The 15,924-nt window shown below is 58.4% G+C and carries 11 protein-coding genes and 3 pseudogenes; 5 read left to right on the top strand and 9 right to left on the bottom strand.

Translation table 11 applies throughout. The features are described 5' to 3' along the window. Window positions 1-694 precede the first annotated feature (694 nt). A pseudogene (locus tag AC1RZR_RS32935) lies at window positions 695-1,032 on the top strand (DDE-type integrase/transposase/recombinase); the annotation flags it as partial. Between the two features lie 256 nt (window positions 1,033-1,288). Here AC1RZR_RS32935 and AC1RZR_RS32930 read toward each other — a convergent pair. From AC1RZR_RS32930 to AC1RZR_RS32915, 4 genes are all read right to left on the bottom strand, one after another. Further along, window positions 1,289-3,286 (bottom strand): class I tRNA ligase family protein, encoded by a 1,998-nt coding sequence (locus tag AC1RZR_RS32930; RefSeq protein ID WP_481829396.1) that lies wholly within the window; start codon window positions 3,284-3,286, stop codon window positions 1,289-1,291. Between the two features lie 59 nt (window positions 3,287-3,345). Next, window positions 3,346-4,641, bottom strand: a complete 1,296-nt coding sequence (locus tag AC1RZR_RS32925) for a SidA/IucD/PvdA family monooxygenase (protein ID WP_481829395.1) — start codon at window positions 4,639-4,641, stop codon at window positions 3,346-3,348. After that, complete coding sequence (locus AC1RZR_RS32920; protein ID WP_481829615.1) at window positions 4,532-5,593, bottom strand: saccharopine dehydrogenase family protein; 1,062 nt, start codon at window positions 5,591-5,593, stop codon at window positions 4,532-4,534. The genes AC1RZR_RS32925 and AC1RZR_RS32920 overlap by 110 nt, the downstream gene beginning before the upstream one ends. Window positions 5,594-5,819: 226 nt before the next feature. After that, entirely contained in the window at window positions 5,820-7,004 is a 1,185-nt protein-coding gene (locus AC1RZR_RS32915) for an MFS transporter (RefSeq protein ID WP_481829394.1), read from the bottom strand. A gap of 507 nt (window positions 7,005-7,511) precedes the next feature. Between AC1RZR_RS32915 and AC1RZR_RS32910 the strand changes: the two genes are divergently transcribed. The 3 genes from AC1RZR_RS32910 (at window position 7,512) to AC1RZR_RS32900 (ending at window position 8,774) form a co-directional block, all read left to right on the top strand. After that, complete coding sequence (locus AC1RZR_RS32910) at window positions 7,512-7,718, top strand: hypothetical protein (protein WP_481829393.1); 207 nt, start codon at window positions 7,512-7,514, stop codon at window positions 7,716-7,718. Window positions 7,719-8,238: 520 nt separating this feature from the next. Then, window positions 8,239-8,484: a CopG family ribbon-helix-helix protein gene (locus AC1RZR_RS32905; protein ID WP_481829392.1), complete on the top strand. Its 246-nt coding sequence runs from the start codon at window positions 8,239-8,241 to the stop codon at window positions 8,482-8,484. Next, entirely contained in the window at window positions 8,481-8,774 is a 294-nt protein-coding gene (locus AC1RZR_RS32900; RefSeq protein ID WP_481829391.1) for a type II toxin-antitoxin system RelE/ParE family toxin, read from the top strand. The genes AC1RZR_RS32905 and AC1RZR_RS32900 overlap by 4 nt, the downstream gene beginning before the upstream one ends. Before the next feature lie 938 nt (window positions 8,775-9,712). Here AC1RZR_RS32900 and AC1RZR_RS32895 read toward each other — a convergent pair. The 3 genes from AC1RZR_RS32895 to AC1RZR_RS32885 form a co-directional block, all read right to left on the bottom strand. Then, on the bottom strand, window positions 9,713-10,618 hold the full coding sequence (locus tag AC1RZR_RS32895) for a hypothetical protein (protein WP_481829390.1): 906 nt from the start codon (window positions 10,616-10,618) through the stop codon (window positions 9,713-9,715). 109 nt (window positions 10,619-10,727) lie between these two features. Then, window positions 10,728-11,498: a hypothetical protein gene (locus AC1RZR_RS32890; protein WP_481829389.1), complete on the bottom strand. Its 771-nt coding sequence runs from the start codon at window positions 11,496-11,498 to the stop codon at window positions 10,728-10,730. Window positions 11,499-11,843: 345 nt separating this feature from the next. Continuing rightward, window positions 11,844-12,068 (bottom strand): hypothetical protein, encoded by a 225-nt coding sequence (locus AC1RZR_RS32885; RefSeq protein WP_481829627.1) that lies wholly within the window; start codon window positions 12,066-12,068, stop codon window positions 11,844-11,846. Here AC1RZR_RS32885 and AC1RZR_RS32880 point away from each other — a divergent pair. After that, window positions 11,997-12,176 (top strand): annotated as a pseudogene (locus tag AC1RZR_RS32880) (hypothetical protein); the annotation flags it as partial. The gene AC1RZR_RS32885 and the pseudogene AC1RZR_RS32880 sit on opposite strands and share 72 nt — an antisense overlap. A 165-nt stretch (window positions 12,177-12,341) precedes the next feature. Here AC1RZR_RS32880 and glyA read toward each other — a convergent pair. Then, window positions 12,342-12,977 (bottom strand): annotated as a pseudogene (gene glyA, locus AC1RZR_RS32875) (serine hydroxymethyltransferase); the annotation flags it as partial. 452 nt (window positions 12,978-13,429) lie between these two features. Further along, window positions 13,430-15,850 (bottom strand): bifunctional diguanylate cyclase/phosphodiesterase, encoded by a 2,421-nt coding sequence (locus tag AC1RZR_RS32870; protein WP_481829388.1) that lies wholly within the window; start codon window positions 15,848-15,850, stop codon window positions 13,430-13,432. Window positions 15,851-15,924: the final 74 nt, after the last annotated feature.

Below are 15,924 nucleotides of genomic sequence, written 5' to 3'. Positions count from 1 at the left end.
TGGGATAGAGCTTCGCCATCTGTGCTACTTCGTTGTAGTGTCGGCGCGCGGAAGCTTCCGCTAAGCAGCCGCAGCGCTTGGTAGGCAGGAATCCCGATCAGCCGCCGCGTGCACGGTCTCGAAGGACCGAAATCGTGGTGCGCGCTGTTCTCCGGAAGTACGGCGGCGATATACTTGGCGCTCAAGCCGCTATCGCGCCACGGGGCGCGACTGATCCCCAATGTTCATTCTCTGGTCAAAATCCACCGCTCGCTTGTACGGCAAACGGCGACCATGGCGGATGAAGTTGCAGAACCGCCGAGGCCTGCGGGGCAGGAAAGATTCGAAGTCGTCTTACATCGAGCGCTTATGCTGCTAGCTTTGGTATGGCCCTCTCGACCAATCGCCAGAATCGGGTGTTGCGAGTCCCCGCAACCCACGATTCTTCCGAAAGCAAGGTACCCAAAACCCCGGCTTCCGAAAGCGCGGCGAACCGCAGCAGCGCGGCAAGGTCGCCGTGTAGCACGATCGCCAGCCCAACCGCTTCGGGCACGAGCGTCACCTGATCAATCAACGTCCGGAAGACCTCCGCCCCTCGGCCTTGCCGTCTTCGCTCTGCAGCCCCTCATAGAGGGTCGAATCCGCTGGCGTAAAATCTCCGCCATGTTCGGATGCAGAAGCGGCGGCGGCTCCACGGTCTCGGCCAGCGCCTTTTCGAGATCACCGGCCCGATCCCATCGTCATCGACGGCAGCCAGACCAATCATGAAGCCATCACTTCCTGCGATGCGGCAAATCGGTTGGAGGATCGTTCCGGCGCTGGCTGAACCCGATCACGATCAGGAAAAGTCGATACTTGAACAACAGGATCGAGCAGGACCACCGGCGCATCAAGCGCCGTGTGCGGCCGATGCTGGGTTTCAAGTCGCCGGCCACCGCCAGCATCACCCTGTCGGGGATCGAAATGCTTCACATGATGCGCAAGCGACAGGCTAAGTACGCGTTCAATCCAAATCCCTCCCTGGCCGAGCAGTTCGCCATACTGGCGGCATGACAGCGGCCTGTCCCGACCAACCTTCATGACCAAGAAAAAACTTTGCAACCCAACCAAACTCTTGTCGTCGTTTAGCCGCGCTTTTGAAAAGCCATCAACACTTCAGACTTCGCCCGAGCCGGGCGACATCGGCGTCGTTTCGCTGACAAGGCTGATCAAAGACGAAGTCCTCGACGCACTTCCTGGCTTGCCCGCATCCTGCGGGCTGATCTCGAAAAGTGGCTGCGGTGAACGCCCGAAATCTTTGATCGGTTATTCAACGGCCTCCGGCGTCATGGCTTGCGGACAGACGGACTGGCTCGGCCATCCAGTCGCGGTCGAACCAGCTGAGCTTGGGAACCTCTAGCCCCAGACTCCTTGCGATGGAGATGGCGAAATCAGGTACGACCGGGTATGTCGCGACACAGAGTCCGACGAGCGCGAAGGTCACCGTGCGGGCCGCAGTCCGGGCAAGCGCCTCCTTCACCTTCGGCGCAGCCGGAACTTGCAGCACTGAAGATGAATAGCGGTCAATTGCGTCGACGAACGCCTCGATTGCGCGTGTTAGCTGACGTACGTCCGGGTAATCCGCTTCGAATCGCGCCCGCACTTCCGCGTTGAAGCGTCTGCAGTCCGCGAGGAACGCAATGTCGGTGGCTGACCACTGGCCAGGACACGGGAGCTCGTCTGTCGCCACCCGCCCGATGACCTCGTTAGCCTTCGCGACCGATCTCGACAGCCGTCCTTCCCAGAAGTCCCGTTTCCAGCTCTCGTAGGCACCCATGGAGAAGTCCTCGACAGAACCGTCCGGACGACACCGACACAAGTAGAAGCGAAGCGGCTCGGCAGTTTCTTCCGCAGCGATGTCGTTCACCCAGATTGCGTGATTTCGTGATGTTGAGAACTTCTTCCCCTCAAGCGTGAGCATCTGGTTGACGAAAATCCGTCGGGGGAGCATCTCATGGAGATCAAGCGCCGAAAGTACCCCGGGAATAACCAACAGACGTCCGAAGGCATTGTCCGCCCCGAAGAGAATGTCCAGCTCCGGCATCTCGTCCCGTGGGATTTGGTACCAGAAGGCGGGGCATCCGCTCTTTTCTCTTATCGTTTCTAAGGCGAGCAAGTGCCGAGGCACGTGTTCCATGGTGATGGTAAACCGCTGAAATTCAAATCCTGGCATTGGAATCCGAATTCCCTCCCGGTTTGGGTTTGAGATGCAGACTGCCGGAAGTCCCCGGGACAGCCAGGACTCGACATAGAGCTTGGCGTAAATGGGCAGGAAGTTCCGCGAGGCGAAGGATTCGAGTGCGTCATGCAATGGAGCGAGGTTCAGGAACAGGCGCTTCAGGGGACGACGTTCCAGCGAGCGCCCGTCGAGATCGACCGGATCCTGGAGTTCGGCATCGAGGACCAGCGCGCCGCAATCCTCGCATTCGTGACCGGAGGAATAGCCGCCGCAATATGGACATTTGCCGTGGACGAAGGCGTCCACCTTGAAGCGCCCACTTTGGACGTCATACGGGACCAAATGCTCTCTTTCAGCGATCAGGCCCTTGCTGCAAAGTCGCTTGAAGACCTCGAGAACGACCGCCTTGCCGCGGCGGTCAGGCTTTGTCCCAAGGAAAATATCCGAAACTGCATTGAGCCGATGCAGAGCCTCCTGGAAAGAAGCCGTGTTTTTCTCGGCCAGCTGGTAGTATTCCAGTCCAGCAGCGTCGGCCGCAATTGTAATGTGCTCAAGGTGACCGTGCGTGCCCTGCAGCACGAAAACCTCTCGGCCGCCGGTCTCGGCAATTCGGCGCAACACATCCGCGTAGAGGAACGGTCCTGAGGCATGACCTATATGCATGTTCCCATTCGGGGTAAGCATTGCGGGCACCAGTAGCAGCGGTCTACTCTTTCCTATCGCTTCGTTCGTGGAAGTCGCCTCTTCGAACGCTGCGCGGCTGTGCCACCACACCGTCTGCATGACTGCACCGCTGTCCAAAGCCTCAATCCTGTGTCTGCTCAGCGGGTCTATCTTAATGCTCTCTCCGCCAAGCAGCAGGAACGTCTTCTCGTCTAGATGAATTCGAACGCCGCCAGAGATCACAGTCCAAAATTCGACTTCCGTATGGTTGTGACGGCAAGTGGTCGCGCCTGGACTGAGCTTCAATAGTCGGATGGAAACGTCGCCCCCTTCCGGGAAGGGATCATGCATGACGATGCCCCCTTCGTTCGAAACGGGGACTGCGCGTGTTTCATTTTTCAGATCTATTACTTGCGAACACATCATTTCGTTTCCACGCTCGAATTTCCCGTTGGCAATGCCGCTGGCAAGGTCTCGGGGCGACCTTAAGCAGGTTGAAGCACGTGCCCGTCTTGCAGCGCCTTCGCCACCACCGCAGCCCGTTCGGCCAGACCGCCGAGTGTGTGCTCCGTTGGGCCCCGAAGGCCAAAAGAATGGTTCACCAAGAAAACGCGAGGTCTCGGACCGGTGAGACACGATCCTGGCATCGGATCGAGTCCCACTTCGAAGAACTCGTCGACAACGACGTCGGCATCTTCCATTCGCGGTTGCAGCAGTTGGAGGAATGATAGATGGCGACGGTTTGAAAAGCCCGTCGCGCATACCAGGAGCTCAATTTCAAGCGTCGTGGAGGCCGGCCTGCCTCCGATTCCGCGAAGGTCAAGACGAAGACCATTCTCGAGACGCTTTGCCGCCGTGATTTCAGTATACGGGAACAGCCTGAGCCTGTCGCGTCCGCACGCCTGGTCCTCGAATCGAAGATCGTAGATGCTTTTGAGGACGTCCTTGGTGACGGTGGAGAAGTTCGTGTTCCTCGTGTCGGAAAGAAACCTCTTGCGATCTTCGAGTGGCAAATCCGCGAACTTCAGCGAGTGTGGATAAGTATAGAAATCATTTACGAACGGGTTGTCATCCGTCTGTTCGAAGAGGTGGCGCCGACCAACGACGATAACTTCCGACACTTCCCGGTGTTGGAGCAGGAATCTGACTATCTCGCCGGCGCTTTGCCCGGACCCGACGACCGCAACGCGAGCGTTAGCGTTGATCATTCCCTCGTTCGCATGGGATAGGAAGAAGTTTGAATGCACCACGCGGCCGGAGTCGACGGCCAGTTCTTCGGGGATGTATGGCTCATGCCCAAGGCTGACGACCACGTCGTCTGCCTCGATTTCTGAAACATCTCCGCTCGAGACATCCCTGGTCATGACGACAAGGGTTTGGGTTCCCGACGGCTTCTGGTGGAACCTGACCGCCACCGCCTCCTTGCCGAAAGAAATCTTGTTCGCAAAGAACCGGCTTACCCAGACCAGATAGTCAGAAAACAGCTTCCTTGAAGGATACAGATTGTTCGTATGGATGAAGTGATAGAGAAGCTCCTTGTCACGCAGGAACGAGAAAAAAGTGAACGGGCTTGCCGGATTCCTCAGGAACGCCAGGTCCTTGAACAACGACACTTGGAGCATCGAATCCTCGAAAGCGATGCCCGGGTGCCATTCTGCGCTGTCGCGGCGCTCAAGGACTTCCAGCGAATCCAGAACTGAGGATCCCCGCTCCTTGAGGCAGGTCAGCAGTGCCAGGTTTGCTGGTCCGCTCCCCACGAGTATTGTCTTTCGTCTTTGCATGACCGGCTCCCAAAATCGTGCTTGTTTCCAACAGCCCGGTCGCGCGCTCGGCTAAGACAGCGATCCGGCTTCTCCTCAGTTGCTCGAGGGCCATCGCGGCGACATCGGCGAGCGCGGCTTTGCTGGGGTGTATAGGACCCCGCAACTGTTGACGCGTGACGCATTCCACGGCTGCGGCCACCGGAACTGCGGTGGCGATAGCCATGCTTGAGATGCCTCGCTCCTGAAGCTCGGAGCGCAGGATGCACGTCCAGCGGCCAACCCGCCCTTGGCGATCCTCAATGGCGATGTCAAGGACGACCTGGTCGCCATCGTCATTTGGGCTCCGGCGACTTAAAAGCGCCTCCGTGACCTCCTTGACTTGCAGGCGCGCGCTTCCGATTTCGATCTCCTCGTCGGACAGCAGCCCGAGGCGATGCAACATTCGAACGCCAGCCGCAAAGCCAGGCCACCGCACAGTCAATTGTCGAAGCGTTGGAATGCTAGGATGAGCGCCTGCAGCCGTCGACGAAACCATTGCATCATCGTATGCTTCGAGAAGGCCGACACCATCCACGAACAGCTGAGATACGCTTTCGAATCGTTTTCGCGTTACGGCTTGGCCATCGATTCGAGCCAACGCGAGCCTCTGCTCTATGGGCAGCCGACGCCCAAAGGCGAGAGCATAGTTCAGCGGGGGTTCCGGAATTCTGGGAATCCCTCCGCAATGAGTAACTATGCTCTCTATGTCCTTTATTTCAGCCGCAACCAGCGAGACTAAAGATTCAACCAGTCCTGGTTCGAGACCCGCTCCCAAGACTACGGGCGGACCGTTAGGCGGTGCCCGGAGAATGTCAGGATCCCCAGGGCTCGGCCTGCCGACGCAAATAATAGGGGTGTGTAGACCTGCCTCGTGCGCTTGGTGCAAAAGCTTGCCGACCAAAACTCGGGAATCTCTCCAAGACGTAGCCATGATCAGCGATCGGGCTTGAACCGAGAGAGCGGATGGACCCAACGACACGTCGAAGCGGACGTTTTCGAGATTGCCCAGAAGCCGTTGCGCCACGGCAAGCGCAGAATGGCTCCTGTCAATCACGACAACAAACGAGTCCGGCTGGTCCGCAAGTTGCAGCGCCACTGCCCGACCGACCGGCCCGGCTCCGATGACGACGTGTGATCTCCCGTGCATAGTGCCCTCCTTAGCCTTTACCGCCAACTACGGTCGGGATCGGCTTGCGCCGGATCGTGCGATAGCCAAGGAGAGCGATAGCCGTTTGCAGTAGAGCCAAGCCGGCAATCAACAGCGTCAGCGTGTCGTATCCCAGCTGGACTGAGATGAGCCCGGCGGCGAAGGGGAAGAAATACAGGCCAAGAAAATAGGAAAGGCTGAAGATGATCTGCACCAAAGTCCGGGACTGCGGCGCAGTCACGCGGACAGCTTCTGCCTGCATCAAGGGATAGGATAGCCCATAAGTTATGCCGGTCGCCAGCGATGCCATTGCGTAAATGACGGGGTGGCCCGGGGAGTAGTGAAAGCCGAGAAGCGAAACGACCATCCCGCCCAGGAGTAGCGGCAAGGTGCGGTCGGCCGCACTGCGGGTTACGCGCGGACCGATTGCAAATCTGGAGCCGACTACTGCTATGGCCCAACAGCCAAAGAATATTTCGTACGGAAGGCCTGAATTATTCGCAAATAGAGCCTGGAAGTTTATCAAAGTAGTGTAAATGCTTGCGGACAACAGTACAAGAATAAAAAATAGAGCAGATTTGCTGAAGAGCAGATCGAAAATCTCGCGCGCAATCGAGGCGTTATTCGGAATATCGGCTTCGCAGATATTCGCCGCACGTTGCGCTGCCCACGATGACAACGCTGACCCTGCCGTCGCCGCGAGCATTGCCAGAATGAACATATCCAGCGTGCCCAAGCCGGCGTACCGGGTAAGGAGGCTGCTCAGCAGCGGTCCGCAGGTTAACCCTAAGGTGGAGAATGCAGAGTAGGCCATGAAGCTCGATGGCCGGTCTGCATCGCTTGAGAGCGTGGAAATGCATATCGAGCCCATAGTGAAGTGCAGCGCCCATCCGCCTGATTGCAGCATGTAGCTGAGGAAGTAGGGGAATGTCGCGCGCACGCCTGACAATTCGTTCAAGAGTACGGTCGCGCAGGCTGCTGCATAGAGAAGTCCGCCGATGGGTGCGAGCCTCCGCACACTAAACTGGCGTGTCAGCGTAGGACTGATCAAAACTATTAATATAGCGACCGCCATGCCTGCTACTGAGATCGAGCCAAAAAAGATCTCGTCGCGCCCAACCGACAACAGGTAGACTGGAAACAGCGCAAAAACGCCCATCGCGAAGGAAATCAGAAATCGTTCAGCAATGAACATGCGCCTGTACCATAGAAGGCGCGTATTAGTTATCGAGATGCTGCGAGCGTTCATTTTGTTATGCCATGAAATTGTACTTTGCGTCGGTTAGGATGAGGATAAATTATGTATCCAAATATGATTCGCGTTTTTGGTGCGACCATTGTCATGGTCGAAGGAATACGTTGCCTTAGATCGAGAGCCTGAAGCATAGCGGTCCTTCGCCTGTTCATCGTGGCTACCTGTGACACGAGGTATGGCCGGCAGCTGTTTGCCCGCTCGGCAACGAAGGCTATCAAGAGTCATGCCAGCTTGCTTGATTGAGCTGAAGAAGGAACTTTGTGGTTGCTTTTCAGTCGATTAGCCCGAGGCAAGGCAAGAGATCGACTGAAAATGGCCATATCGCGAACTCGACAAACCCGACAAAAGATGTCGGATGGCGTTTTTGAGACTGCTCCGCTCTGATCTCGCCGCTGAGCCACAAACACGTGCTGTGTCCAAATGGAGCCCGGAGTTGAGAGGGTTGTGTTGCAAAGTTTTTTCTGTGTCATGAAGGTTGGTCGGGACGGGCCGCTGTCATGCCGCCAGTATGGCGAGCTAAACCGGCCCGACTGGCTGGTCGAAATGAACTACACGCCTGCGGAGGCCATAGAACGCGTCGGTCCGGTATGGCTGACCTTGATTGCAGCGCGCGAGCTGGAATACGAAGACGAGCGCGCAGCGGGTAAGGGATGATCCAGCCAGCTCTTCGTCAAGGACCGTCATTTCGCCCTTTCCCGGAACCGATCCCTAGCTCACGAAATCTGAACCGCCTCCCCGTCCGTGGCGCTGAACGCGCTTGGCTCTGGGTGATGTCATTGGTTTTTGGACAGCGCGGCATCGATGAGTCGCGCGCGAACCCGCTGCCGCTTTCGCGACGGAAGCTGTTGCGCTGCGATCCAGGCGGGATCGGCCAGAATTTCACCAGCCAGTCGCTCGTATTCGGCCGATGAGCGCTTCACCGCCTGGACGCGCGGTCGTCGGTTTTGGAGACCGAATAGCCTTCTCACATCGCATTGTTTACACTACGGTATTTGGCATTTTTTGGAGTGATGTGCAAGGATTTGTGTAACAAAAATCCTGATATAACCCTGGTCATGAGCATCCGACCTGACACCCGGCAAAAATTGTCGTTCGCTATTCAAGCGAGCCGCACACTTGACGAACCAGCTTGGTTCACCAATAATCATAGTGAACCAACGAAAGTTATGCCTCCATGACCGCCTTCACCGTCCGTGTGCCGGACGAAACCGCAGACAGGCTGGACCAACTCGCCGAAAAGCTTGACCGCTCACGCTCCTATGTGGCCGCACAGGCCATTGAGGACTTCGTGGCCCGGGAAGAGTGGCAGCTGGCTGAAATAGAGGCCGGGTTGGCCGAGGCCCAGCGCGGCGAATTCGCAAGTGACCATAATGTAGCTGCCGTGGTCGGAAAATACGTCAAGTCCGCCCGCCAATCATGAGCCGCAAAAGAATCCGCTGGACCCAGCGGGCGTTGCGGCGGCTTGACGAAATCGGCGCCCACATTGAGAAAGACAGCCCCGATGCCGCCGCCCGTGTCGTTGCGCGCATTGTGTCAGCGGCGGAGTACCTGGCCGAACAACCGGCCATGGGTCGCATAGGTCGCATCAAGACGACGCGGGAGCTGGTTTTGGCTGATATACCCTATATCATCCCCTATCACGTCAATGGCGAGACTGTCGAAATTCTGACTATTATGCACGCCGCCCAACAGTGGCCGCAGGCCCTGTAAGTCGCTGCACCAGCAAATTTCCGGCCGCCACGCCAGAATTGGATGGTCGTATTTACGCTTTTGGGGCATCCCCGCTTTGCCGTCCCGTTTGCGAGCGTCGGCCTCGCTGCTGACCTGAGGTACGACTATGAGGAGAATCGGCCCGACGAGAGCGTCGACCATGGCAACTTGGTCAGAGGGTCACGCCTCGAACACCATCTGGGTGTCTAAGGCGAACACTTGATCATATTCGCTTGTGTTGAGCAGACCCGTCATTCACTGATCTGGCGCCTATGGATGGCAATATCGGAACCTTGTTCCTTGGGTGTATCTCCGCTTCCGGAGTCTTCTCCACGCGCGCGCAGGTTCATAATGTCGTCGGTCATCGATGGTTCCTTCAAATCAAGTTGGTGTCAGCAAACCCGACCTTACTGGCGAACTGTCGATGACCACCGCAAAGCCGCTAGCTCGTTACGGCGCTGTTGAGAGCGCGCTCGCGAGCGGCTTTGCTACCGCCGAACTACACCACCTGTGGGGACGCGAGCCTTCATGAGGCGCGGTGGGAACGGGTCCCTGCAATCCCGGTGTCAATCGGCCCGCACCTTTTACATGAAAAACCAGGGTCCCGATTCCAGGGTGATTGACAGCCAAGATTCTGATTCCGGCCCGAAAGCCCTGATAAGGATGCGGTCAAACAACGCTTAAGGCACTTTAGGCACTTCCAGGATTTGTCGCACCAAGGTGAGGCCCCGGGGCTCGGTAGTGTCAACTCGACAGCGGCCAACACGGAGCAAAGCGAAGGATGGGGGATACCGCCCGCGGCCAAATCCGGCGGGGCCGGCCAGCCTTGAAAAAGACGGCCGCCAAGACCAGGAAGGCGGCTTAACGGCCTGCCATCCGAGATTCAGCGCGCCGGAAGTTGTCCGATTTCCTCGCGCTACGGTGCGGCGATCACTCTGTCAGGGCGCCTCCTGGACTTGCGCCGAAGGCTGGTTGCAACACGTGCCGAAAACATTCTTTGCGCGCTCGGTGGCTGCGGCTCTTTCTGCACTGCTCAATTCGTTGTATGGCTCCGTCTCGAAAGAGAATTTGCCGGAATCGAATGCCTCCCCTTTGGATTGTTGGGCGACCATGGACCACATGGCCGATGTAGTCATGTCTTTTTGCCCGTAGGCGCTGACGCCGGTCAACAAGGCGGCAAGCTGGGCGCCTCTCAGATTTCCCTGTTCGGTCAGATGCACCGCTTCGTTCAGCCAATCCTTGTAAACGGCGGGATCGACGTCGAAGGCCTTGTTGGCCAGCTTGGCTTCGGTCCGGGCGGCATCCGCGGCGCGGAAGTCCTCGAACAAGACGATGCCCTTGGCATTGACATCCCCCGCGGCCGCGGCTTCGCGCAGCAAATCGCCGGAATTCCGGATGTCTTCCGCGGTGACACCGCTGCACTGCACCTCCATCGTGCGAATCTTGAAAGCGGTGGCGGCGACAAGATCTTCGAAGTTCCTGTCGCCGCTTTTTTCCAGTTTTGCGGCGTCGGCCAGATCCTGGTCGTGATTGCTCCTAGATTCGATATAGCTGGCGCATACCCGCGCCAGCATCGCTGCGCCGTAGGCGGGATGCCCCCCGTAATCCTTGGCCTGCAATGCATATTGCGCCGGATTCAACAGATCGAATCGAACGGGAGCTTGAGGGTCGGCAGGCAACTCCTCATTGTTCGATATGAGGATTTGATCCGGGATCGGAGGAGATTGCTGCTGGGAAATCTGCGGCAACACCTCGGCCGTTGGTGCAATTTCATCCGACTGGAAAAGACAGTAAATGCAATAGACCGCCAAAGCTGTAAGCGATACGAGAAGGACGCGCAGCATTTTCTTTTGCCTGTTGACTTTGAGTAGTACATTCGCATTTTCTATGGATTTTGACGCCAGCCCACTGCTTTCAACGGGCCGGCCGAAGATTCGAACGGGCAAATTCAATTCAAGATTTCACGTCGTGACCCAGTTCCTTGACGTTGGCGGACATCGTCTTGCCGTCATTGTTGAAGGCAAGCAGCTCCTGCTCAGCCTCGGCTTGCGCAATGGCCCTGCGACGATTGAGGTCGGTGCAGAGTGTGGACTGCGTGGCGGCCTTGCACCCGTTTCTGCGGTATTGGCTCATCAGATCCTCCGCCTTGTTCAGGGCGAGCGCGGTATCGCGGTAATTCTTCTCGATGCCCAGAAATGCGTTATTTACTTTTGTCTTGTCGTCGACGATTTCGTTGTAGTTCGGCACATTGTTTCTTTGCGCGTTGTCGATGGCTCTTTGCGCAGCAGGAATTTCGGAATCGATCTTGCTATGAATTGCCTGCGTCGCCCATCCGCAGGCGCTGGCGGCGGCGGTCACGATCCCCGCCTTGACGATTGCCTTGATGTGCGTCGCAGCTCCGGGCCCGGTGACCGGCTTCCACGCGCCTACAAAGCCGGCGGCGGTAGAGCCGCAAAGATGGGTGAACAGAGCCCGGGTAAAGGCGCCATTGCTCTCTCCGGTTCCCACGGTAATGACCACATTGGTCAGGCCAATCGCGCTCCAGCCAGCCCAGCCGCGCCAATCGAAATATTCCTTGACCAGATTTGCGGTGGTCCAAAAACCGCTCAGGATCTGGCCATTGTCCGGCGTGACAGCATGCGCCGACTCTGCCAGCAAGCTGCCCGACAACAGGCAGGCACAGGCGATTTTTGAAAGCTTCCTCGGTGATTTTTGCTTATTCATGTTTTATGTTGCGCTTGATTTTTGAGTCGATGAATTAACCCGGCTAGCTGACAACAGGCTGAAAGCGGTCTTCGGGATGGCAATCCTGTCTGCCGATCGCAGCGATATCCAACGGAGCTGGGGCGTCCCATGGGATGCGCGGCCTGTATTGCGTTCGGACGAATGTCATGCGAACTCCTGCTAAAGACTGCGCGACGGGCCAATGTCGGAACACGTATCATGTCTATGAATGCAATTGGCATGCCACCAAACGGGTTGTGAGCAGCGACCACAAATCGGAGGAGTCGCCCCCTGGCCGGCTTGATCCTAACCCCTAGGATGTTTGGATCTGAACACAGATTGTCGTCAATCGGACTTGGACAAAATGCTGTGACCAGCTTTGGCACCGGCTGACGCCAGAGTCCTCGGTTGAGAATTGCGCGTCTGAGGCGGATTGGGCAACAGGCGATCGCCGGGCGCCGGATTCTCATCCAGCTCAATCGCGGTGAAGGACGCCATCAGCTCGTGGCCGAAGACTACGATGTCAGGCCGGAGGATGTCGCGCGCTTGTCGCCGCTTGGCTTCAGACATGTCAACATGCTCGGCCGATACGCCTTCACACTCCCCAAATTCGTGGCCCGAGGCGAACTCAGGCCGCTAGGCGATCCAAAAAGCGCCGATCCGGACGAAGAGCTTTGAAATCTTCATGTAGGTTTTCTGTTCCGTTGCTACTCAGACCCCGAGCATGGCGCCAACCGATTGCCCGGTCGGGCACAGTTCGCCCGCGATCCGATGTCAGCTCTTCACGATCGGTGCGCTTCAGCCGTCGAACGCCAAGATGCTGTAAAATCTCGGCGCAGTGCCGGCGAGCAGTCCGGCCGAAGAAACCACTGGCAGCGGCCGGTCCCGAAGATCAAGGATCAGCATGTGATTGTCAGTCCCGCCGGTGACCAGATCATAACCACGACCCAGAAGCGCCTCGGCCAGTGCCTTGGCATTCTTGACGATCTGGTGACCGTAGGTGCGGAAAGAGGGGGTCGCGGCTTCCTGCAAAGCAACAGCGAGCGCGGCGATGATATTCATGTGCGGCCCACCTTGCAGTTGAGGAAACACCGCGCGATCAATCCGTTTGGCGAGATTGTGTTTGCTCGTGGGATGATAGAGCACCTGATAGCGATCTTCATTCTTCGACAGAATAAAGCCTCCACGGGGGCCGCGGATCGACTTGTGAGACGTGCTGGTGACGACGTCGCAATGGGCCACGGGATTCGGATGCGCTCCGGCGACAATCAGGCCGCTGATGTGCGCAATGTCGGCCACGAGATAGGAGTTGGCCTCCAGAGCGATTTCTGCCATTGCCGCGTAGTCAAAGGCACGCGGATAGGCAGTTCCGCCGACCCAAATCAGTTTCGGCCGTTCCCGCCTGGCTGTCTCGCGCAAGCGGTCATAGTCAATTTGCTGCGTCTGTTCGTGCAGCCCATATGGGACGCGTTGATAATCCTTTTGGCATTAGCAATGGCGTATTGTACATCGTCAGCCGCTGCCATGTTTCGCTTCCGAGCCCCCGCCGGTCAGGCCCGGCGCGTGCTGACCTACCCCGCTAGAGGGCCGGTCCATCCCAAATTGCCGCAGGTGACTTAGCGTCAAGAGTCAGGTATCGGTGCTGCGTACACTCCCAGCTAGCCGGCGTCCATTTCAGGCAACCTCCACCAAACGGCGCCGGCCCTTTTTCCTATTCGTCCCGCCAGATCTCCCAACGCCGAGTGCCGGAGGCAGATCGTGTGCTGCTCCGGTTGGGTGGAATAGCTATGCGCTCATCGCACTCGCGGCTCTTGCACTGCTGGCATCGAACCTTTCCCTCACCTCATTGATCGTGACCTTGCCGATCACCTCCCGCAGCTCGAGCGGCTTGTAGCAGCGCGTGACGTTGCAGCGTGCGACCCGCTGCCGCATTAAGCCGCGCTGTTCTTGATCACGCGCAGTTCGTGGTTCCCCAGCCGCCGGGAAGCGGCTGCCCTACCATTGCCGATCGTGTGCTGAGCGAAGTCGGAAATCGGGCAGGGTCGGCCAAGTAGGTAACCCTGGATAGCATCGCAGGCTTCTTGCCGCAGAAAGGTCAGCTCCGCGTCCGTTTCGACACCCTCTGCCAGGACCGGGAGCTTGAGGCCCCGAGCGAGGCCAAAGACCGCACGCATGACGGCAGCCGCCTCATCGCTGGTATCCACCGCCCGGACAAGAGACTGATCGACTTTGATCTTGTCAAACGGGAATGCCCGCAGATTCGATAGCGACGAGTATCCGGTGCCAAAATCATCCATGGCGATTTGAACCCCAAGGCTTTTGAGCTGACGCAGGGCAGCGAGCGCCCGCCCGATATCCTTGATCAGGCAAGTTTCGGTAATTTCCAGCTCGAGGCGGGACGGATCGAGACCGGTTTCTTTCAGAACTGCCCCGACCAGCTCGGGCAAATTCCCGCCGTGGAGTTGCATGGCCGAAACGTTGACGCTGATTGCTAGCGGTTGTTGCCAGCTTGCCGCCTCGGCGCAGGCGGTCCGCAGCACCCATTCACCGATCTTTAGAATGGCGCCACACTCTTCAGCGATCGGGATGAACACCGCCGGCGGAACGGCGCCGCGTTCAGGATGATCCCACCGGAGCAGCGCTTCGAAACCGAAGACATCGTTGGACACGAGTTGCGCCTGCGGTTGATAGACGAGGCGGAGTTCCTTGCGCGAGATCGCGTGACGGATGTCGTGCTCGAACTGACGGCGATCGCGCAGATGCTCACCCATGGCCGGCTCAAAAACGCAATAAAGGCCACGCCCCTGCATTTTGGCCTCATAGAGCGCAGCATCGGCATGGCTCAAAAGCGTCTCCCGATCGGGTGCATCGTTCGGGAATACAGCGATGCCGATGCTGGTGCCGATGGTGACGCCGGCGGGCAAGTTGCCGCCTGTGTCGTTGAATGCGTCCAGAATGGCCTCAGCAGTGCGCGTCGCATAGCCCGCGCTCGGCAGACCGGGAACAATCACAGCGAACTCGTCGCCGCCCAAGCGCGCAACCATTTGCCCGGGCTTAAGGACGCCCCTGATCTTCTCGGCCACACACTGCAGCACGGCGTCTCCGACGAGATGGCCGAAGAGGTCGTTGATCTCCTTAAAGCGGTCGAGATCGAGGAAGAGCACGGCAAGGCACCGCTCAGTGTCGAGATGTGCCGTAAGCTCGGCCTCCAGCTTTTCGTTGAAGCTCGTGCGGTTCGGAAGCTTGGTCAAGGGATCGTGGTGGGCAAGGAAGTGAATTTCCTCCTCCGCCCGCTTGCGCCCGCGGATATCGCGCACGGCAAACACCTGATGCGGCTTGCCGGCATAGAGGATGCTGTGCCGGATCAGCTCCGCCGGGACCATGCTGCCATCCGTCGCGCGGAGCCCCACCTCGAGCGGCGTTTGCGCAGTGCCCGTGAACTCGCCTTGGGAAACGGTGGGAAAGAAGGACGTGAGCGGGCGTCCGACCGGCTGAGAGCCGTCGACGCAGGCAAGCGCGGCGAAACTGCGATTGGCTGCCACGATCTCGGTTTCGTTGCACACGATCAGCCCCTCGACGGCCGCGTCGGCCAGCTCCTGCATACGCGCTGCCTCGCCAGCGCGACGGAGATCGCGCACATCGAGGGCGAGGCCGATGATGGCCAAGAGGATGATGAGGATCGAAACGAGGGCTACGCCAGCCGCCATCCAGTCCGCCGGCAACGCCGTTGTGGAAAGAACAATGCGCGGGTCTGGCATGATTGCCGCCGCGGCCATCGCGGTGAAATGGTGGCTGCAAATCGCTACCGTCAACACAAGGGCACCGAGCGCCTTCCATTTGAGCGTGTTGGAGTGAAGGGCAACCGGCAATGCGGCCGCGCCGAACAGCCCGCCAAGAATGATTGAGGCGGCGACGAGCGGCACATCCCACACGACGCGGCCCGCGATCTCGAATGCGGCCATGCCAGTGTAGTGCATCACCGCGATGCCGCCTCCGACGATCGCACCGCCGATCCAGCGTCCATGTGGAACGCGTGGCGAGATGCCGATTGTGAGACCCGTCCCGGTCAAAGCGATCGCGGCCAGCAACGACATGATCGTCAAGGCGATGTTGTAGCCGCTCGGTACGGCGGGCTGGAAGGCCAACATAGCTATGAAATGCGTCGCCCAGATGCCGAAGCCGGTGGCGACCGCGGCGACGGCTAGCCAGATCCGTCGCATCTCGCTTTCACTGCGCCCGACATGGTGGAGGAGGTTCACGGCCGTGAAGGAAGCCAGGGCGCAAATGAAGGCGGCCAGCGCAACCAGACGCAAATCATGCTGCGTCGCAATGCAAGTGTAGACTTTCAACATGCTCTTCCCCCAGGCAGGATGATCACCCCGTTGGGGAGAAATCTACGCCCAAAACTTGAATAAAGCGCTTAAGC

It is taken from the genome of Mesorhizobium bavaricum (genome assembly GCF_056781655.1).
This window is presented reverse-complemented; position numbering and strand designations above follow the sequence as displayed.

Coding starts and splice junctions, on each gene's coding strand:
- AC1RZR_RS32890 (WP_481829389.1), bottom strand. CDS start 11,498: ATGAATAAGCAAAAATCACCGAGGAAGCTTTCAAAAATCGCCTGTGCC.
- AC1RZR_RS32895 (WP_481829390.1), bottom strand. CDS start 10,618: ATGCTGCGCGTCCTTCTCGTATCGCTTACAGCTTTGGCGGTCTATTGC.
- AC1RZR_RS32870 (WP_481829388.1), bottom strand. CDS start 15,850: ATGTTGAAAGTCTACACTTGCATTGCGACGCAGCATGATTTGCGTCTG.
- AC1RZR_RS32900 (WP_481829391.1), top strand. CDS start 8,481: ATGAGCCGCAAAAGAATCCGCTGGACCCAGCGGGCGTTGCGGCGGCTT.
- AC1RZR_RS32885 (WP_481829627.1), bottom strand. CDS start 12,068: ATGTCTGAAGCCAAGCGGCGACAAGCGCGCGACATCCTCCGGCCTGAC.
- AC1RZR_RS32925 (WP_481829395.1), bottom strand. CDS start 4,641: ATGCAAAGACGAAAGACAATACTCGTGGGGAGCGGACCAGCAAACCTG.
- AC1RZR_RS32920 (WP_481829615.1), bottom strand. CDS start 5,593: ATGGCTACGTCTTGGAGAGATTCCCGAGTTTTGGTCGGCAAGCTTTTG.
- AC1RZR_RS32915 (WP_481829394.1), bottom strand. CDS start 7,004: ATGTTCATTGCTGAACGATTTCTGATTTCCTTCGCGATGGGCGTTTTT.
- AC1RZR_RS32930 (WP_481829396.1), bottom strand. CDS start 3,286: ATGATGTGTTCGCAAGTAATAGATCTGAAAAATGAAACACGCGCAGTC.
- AC1RZR_RS32905 (WP_481829392.1), top strand. CDS start 8,239: ATGACCGCCTTCACCGTCCGTGTGCCGGACGAAACCGCAGACAGGCTG.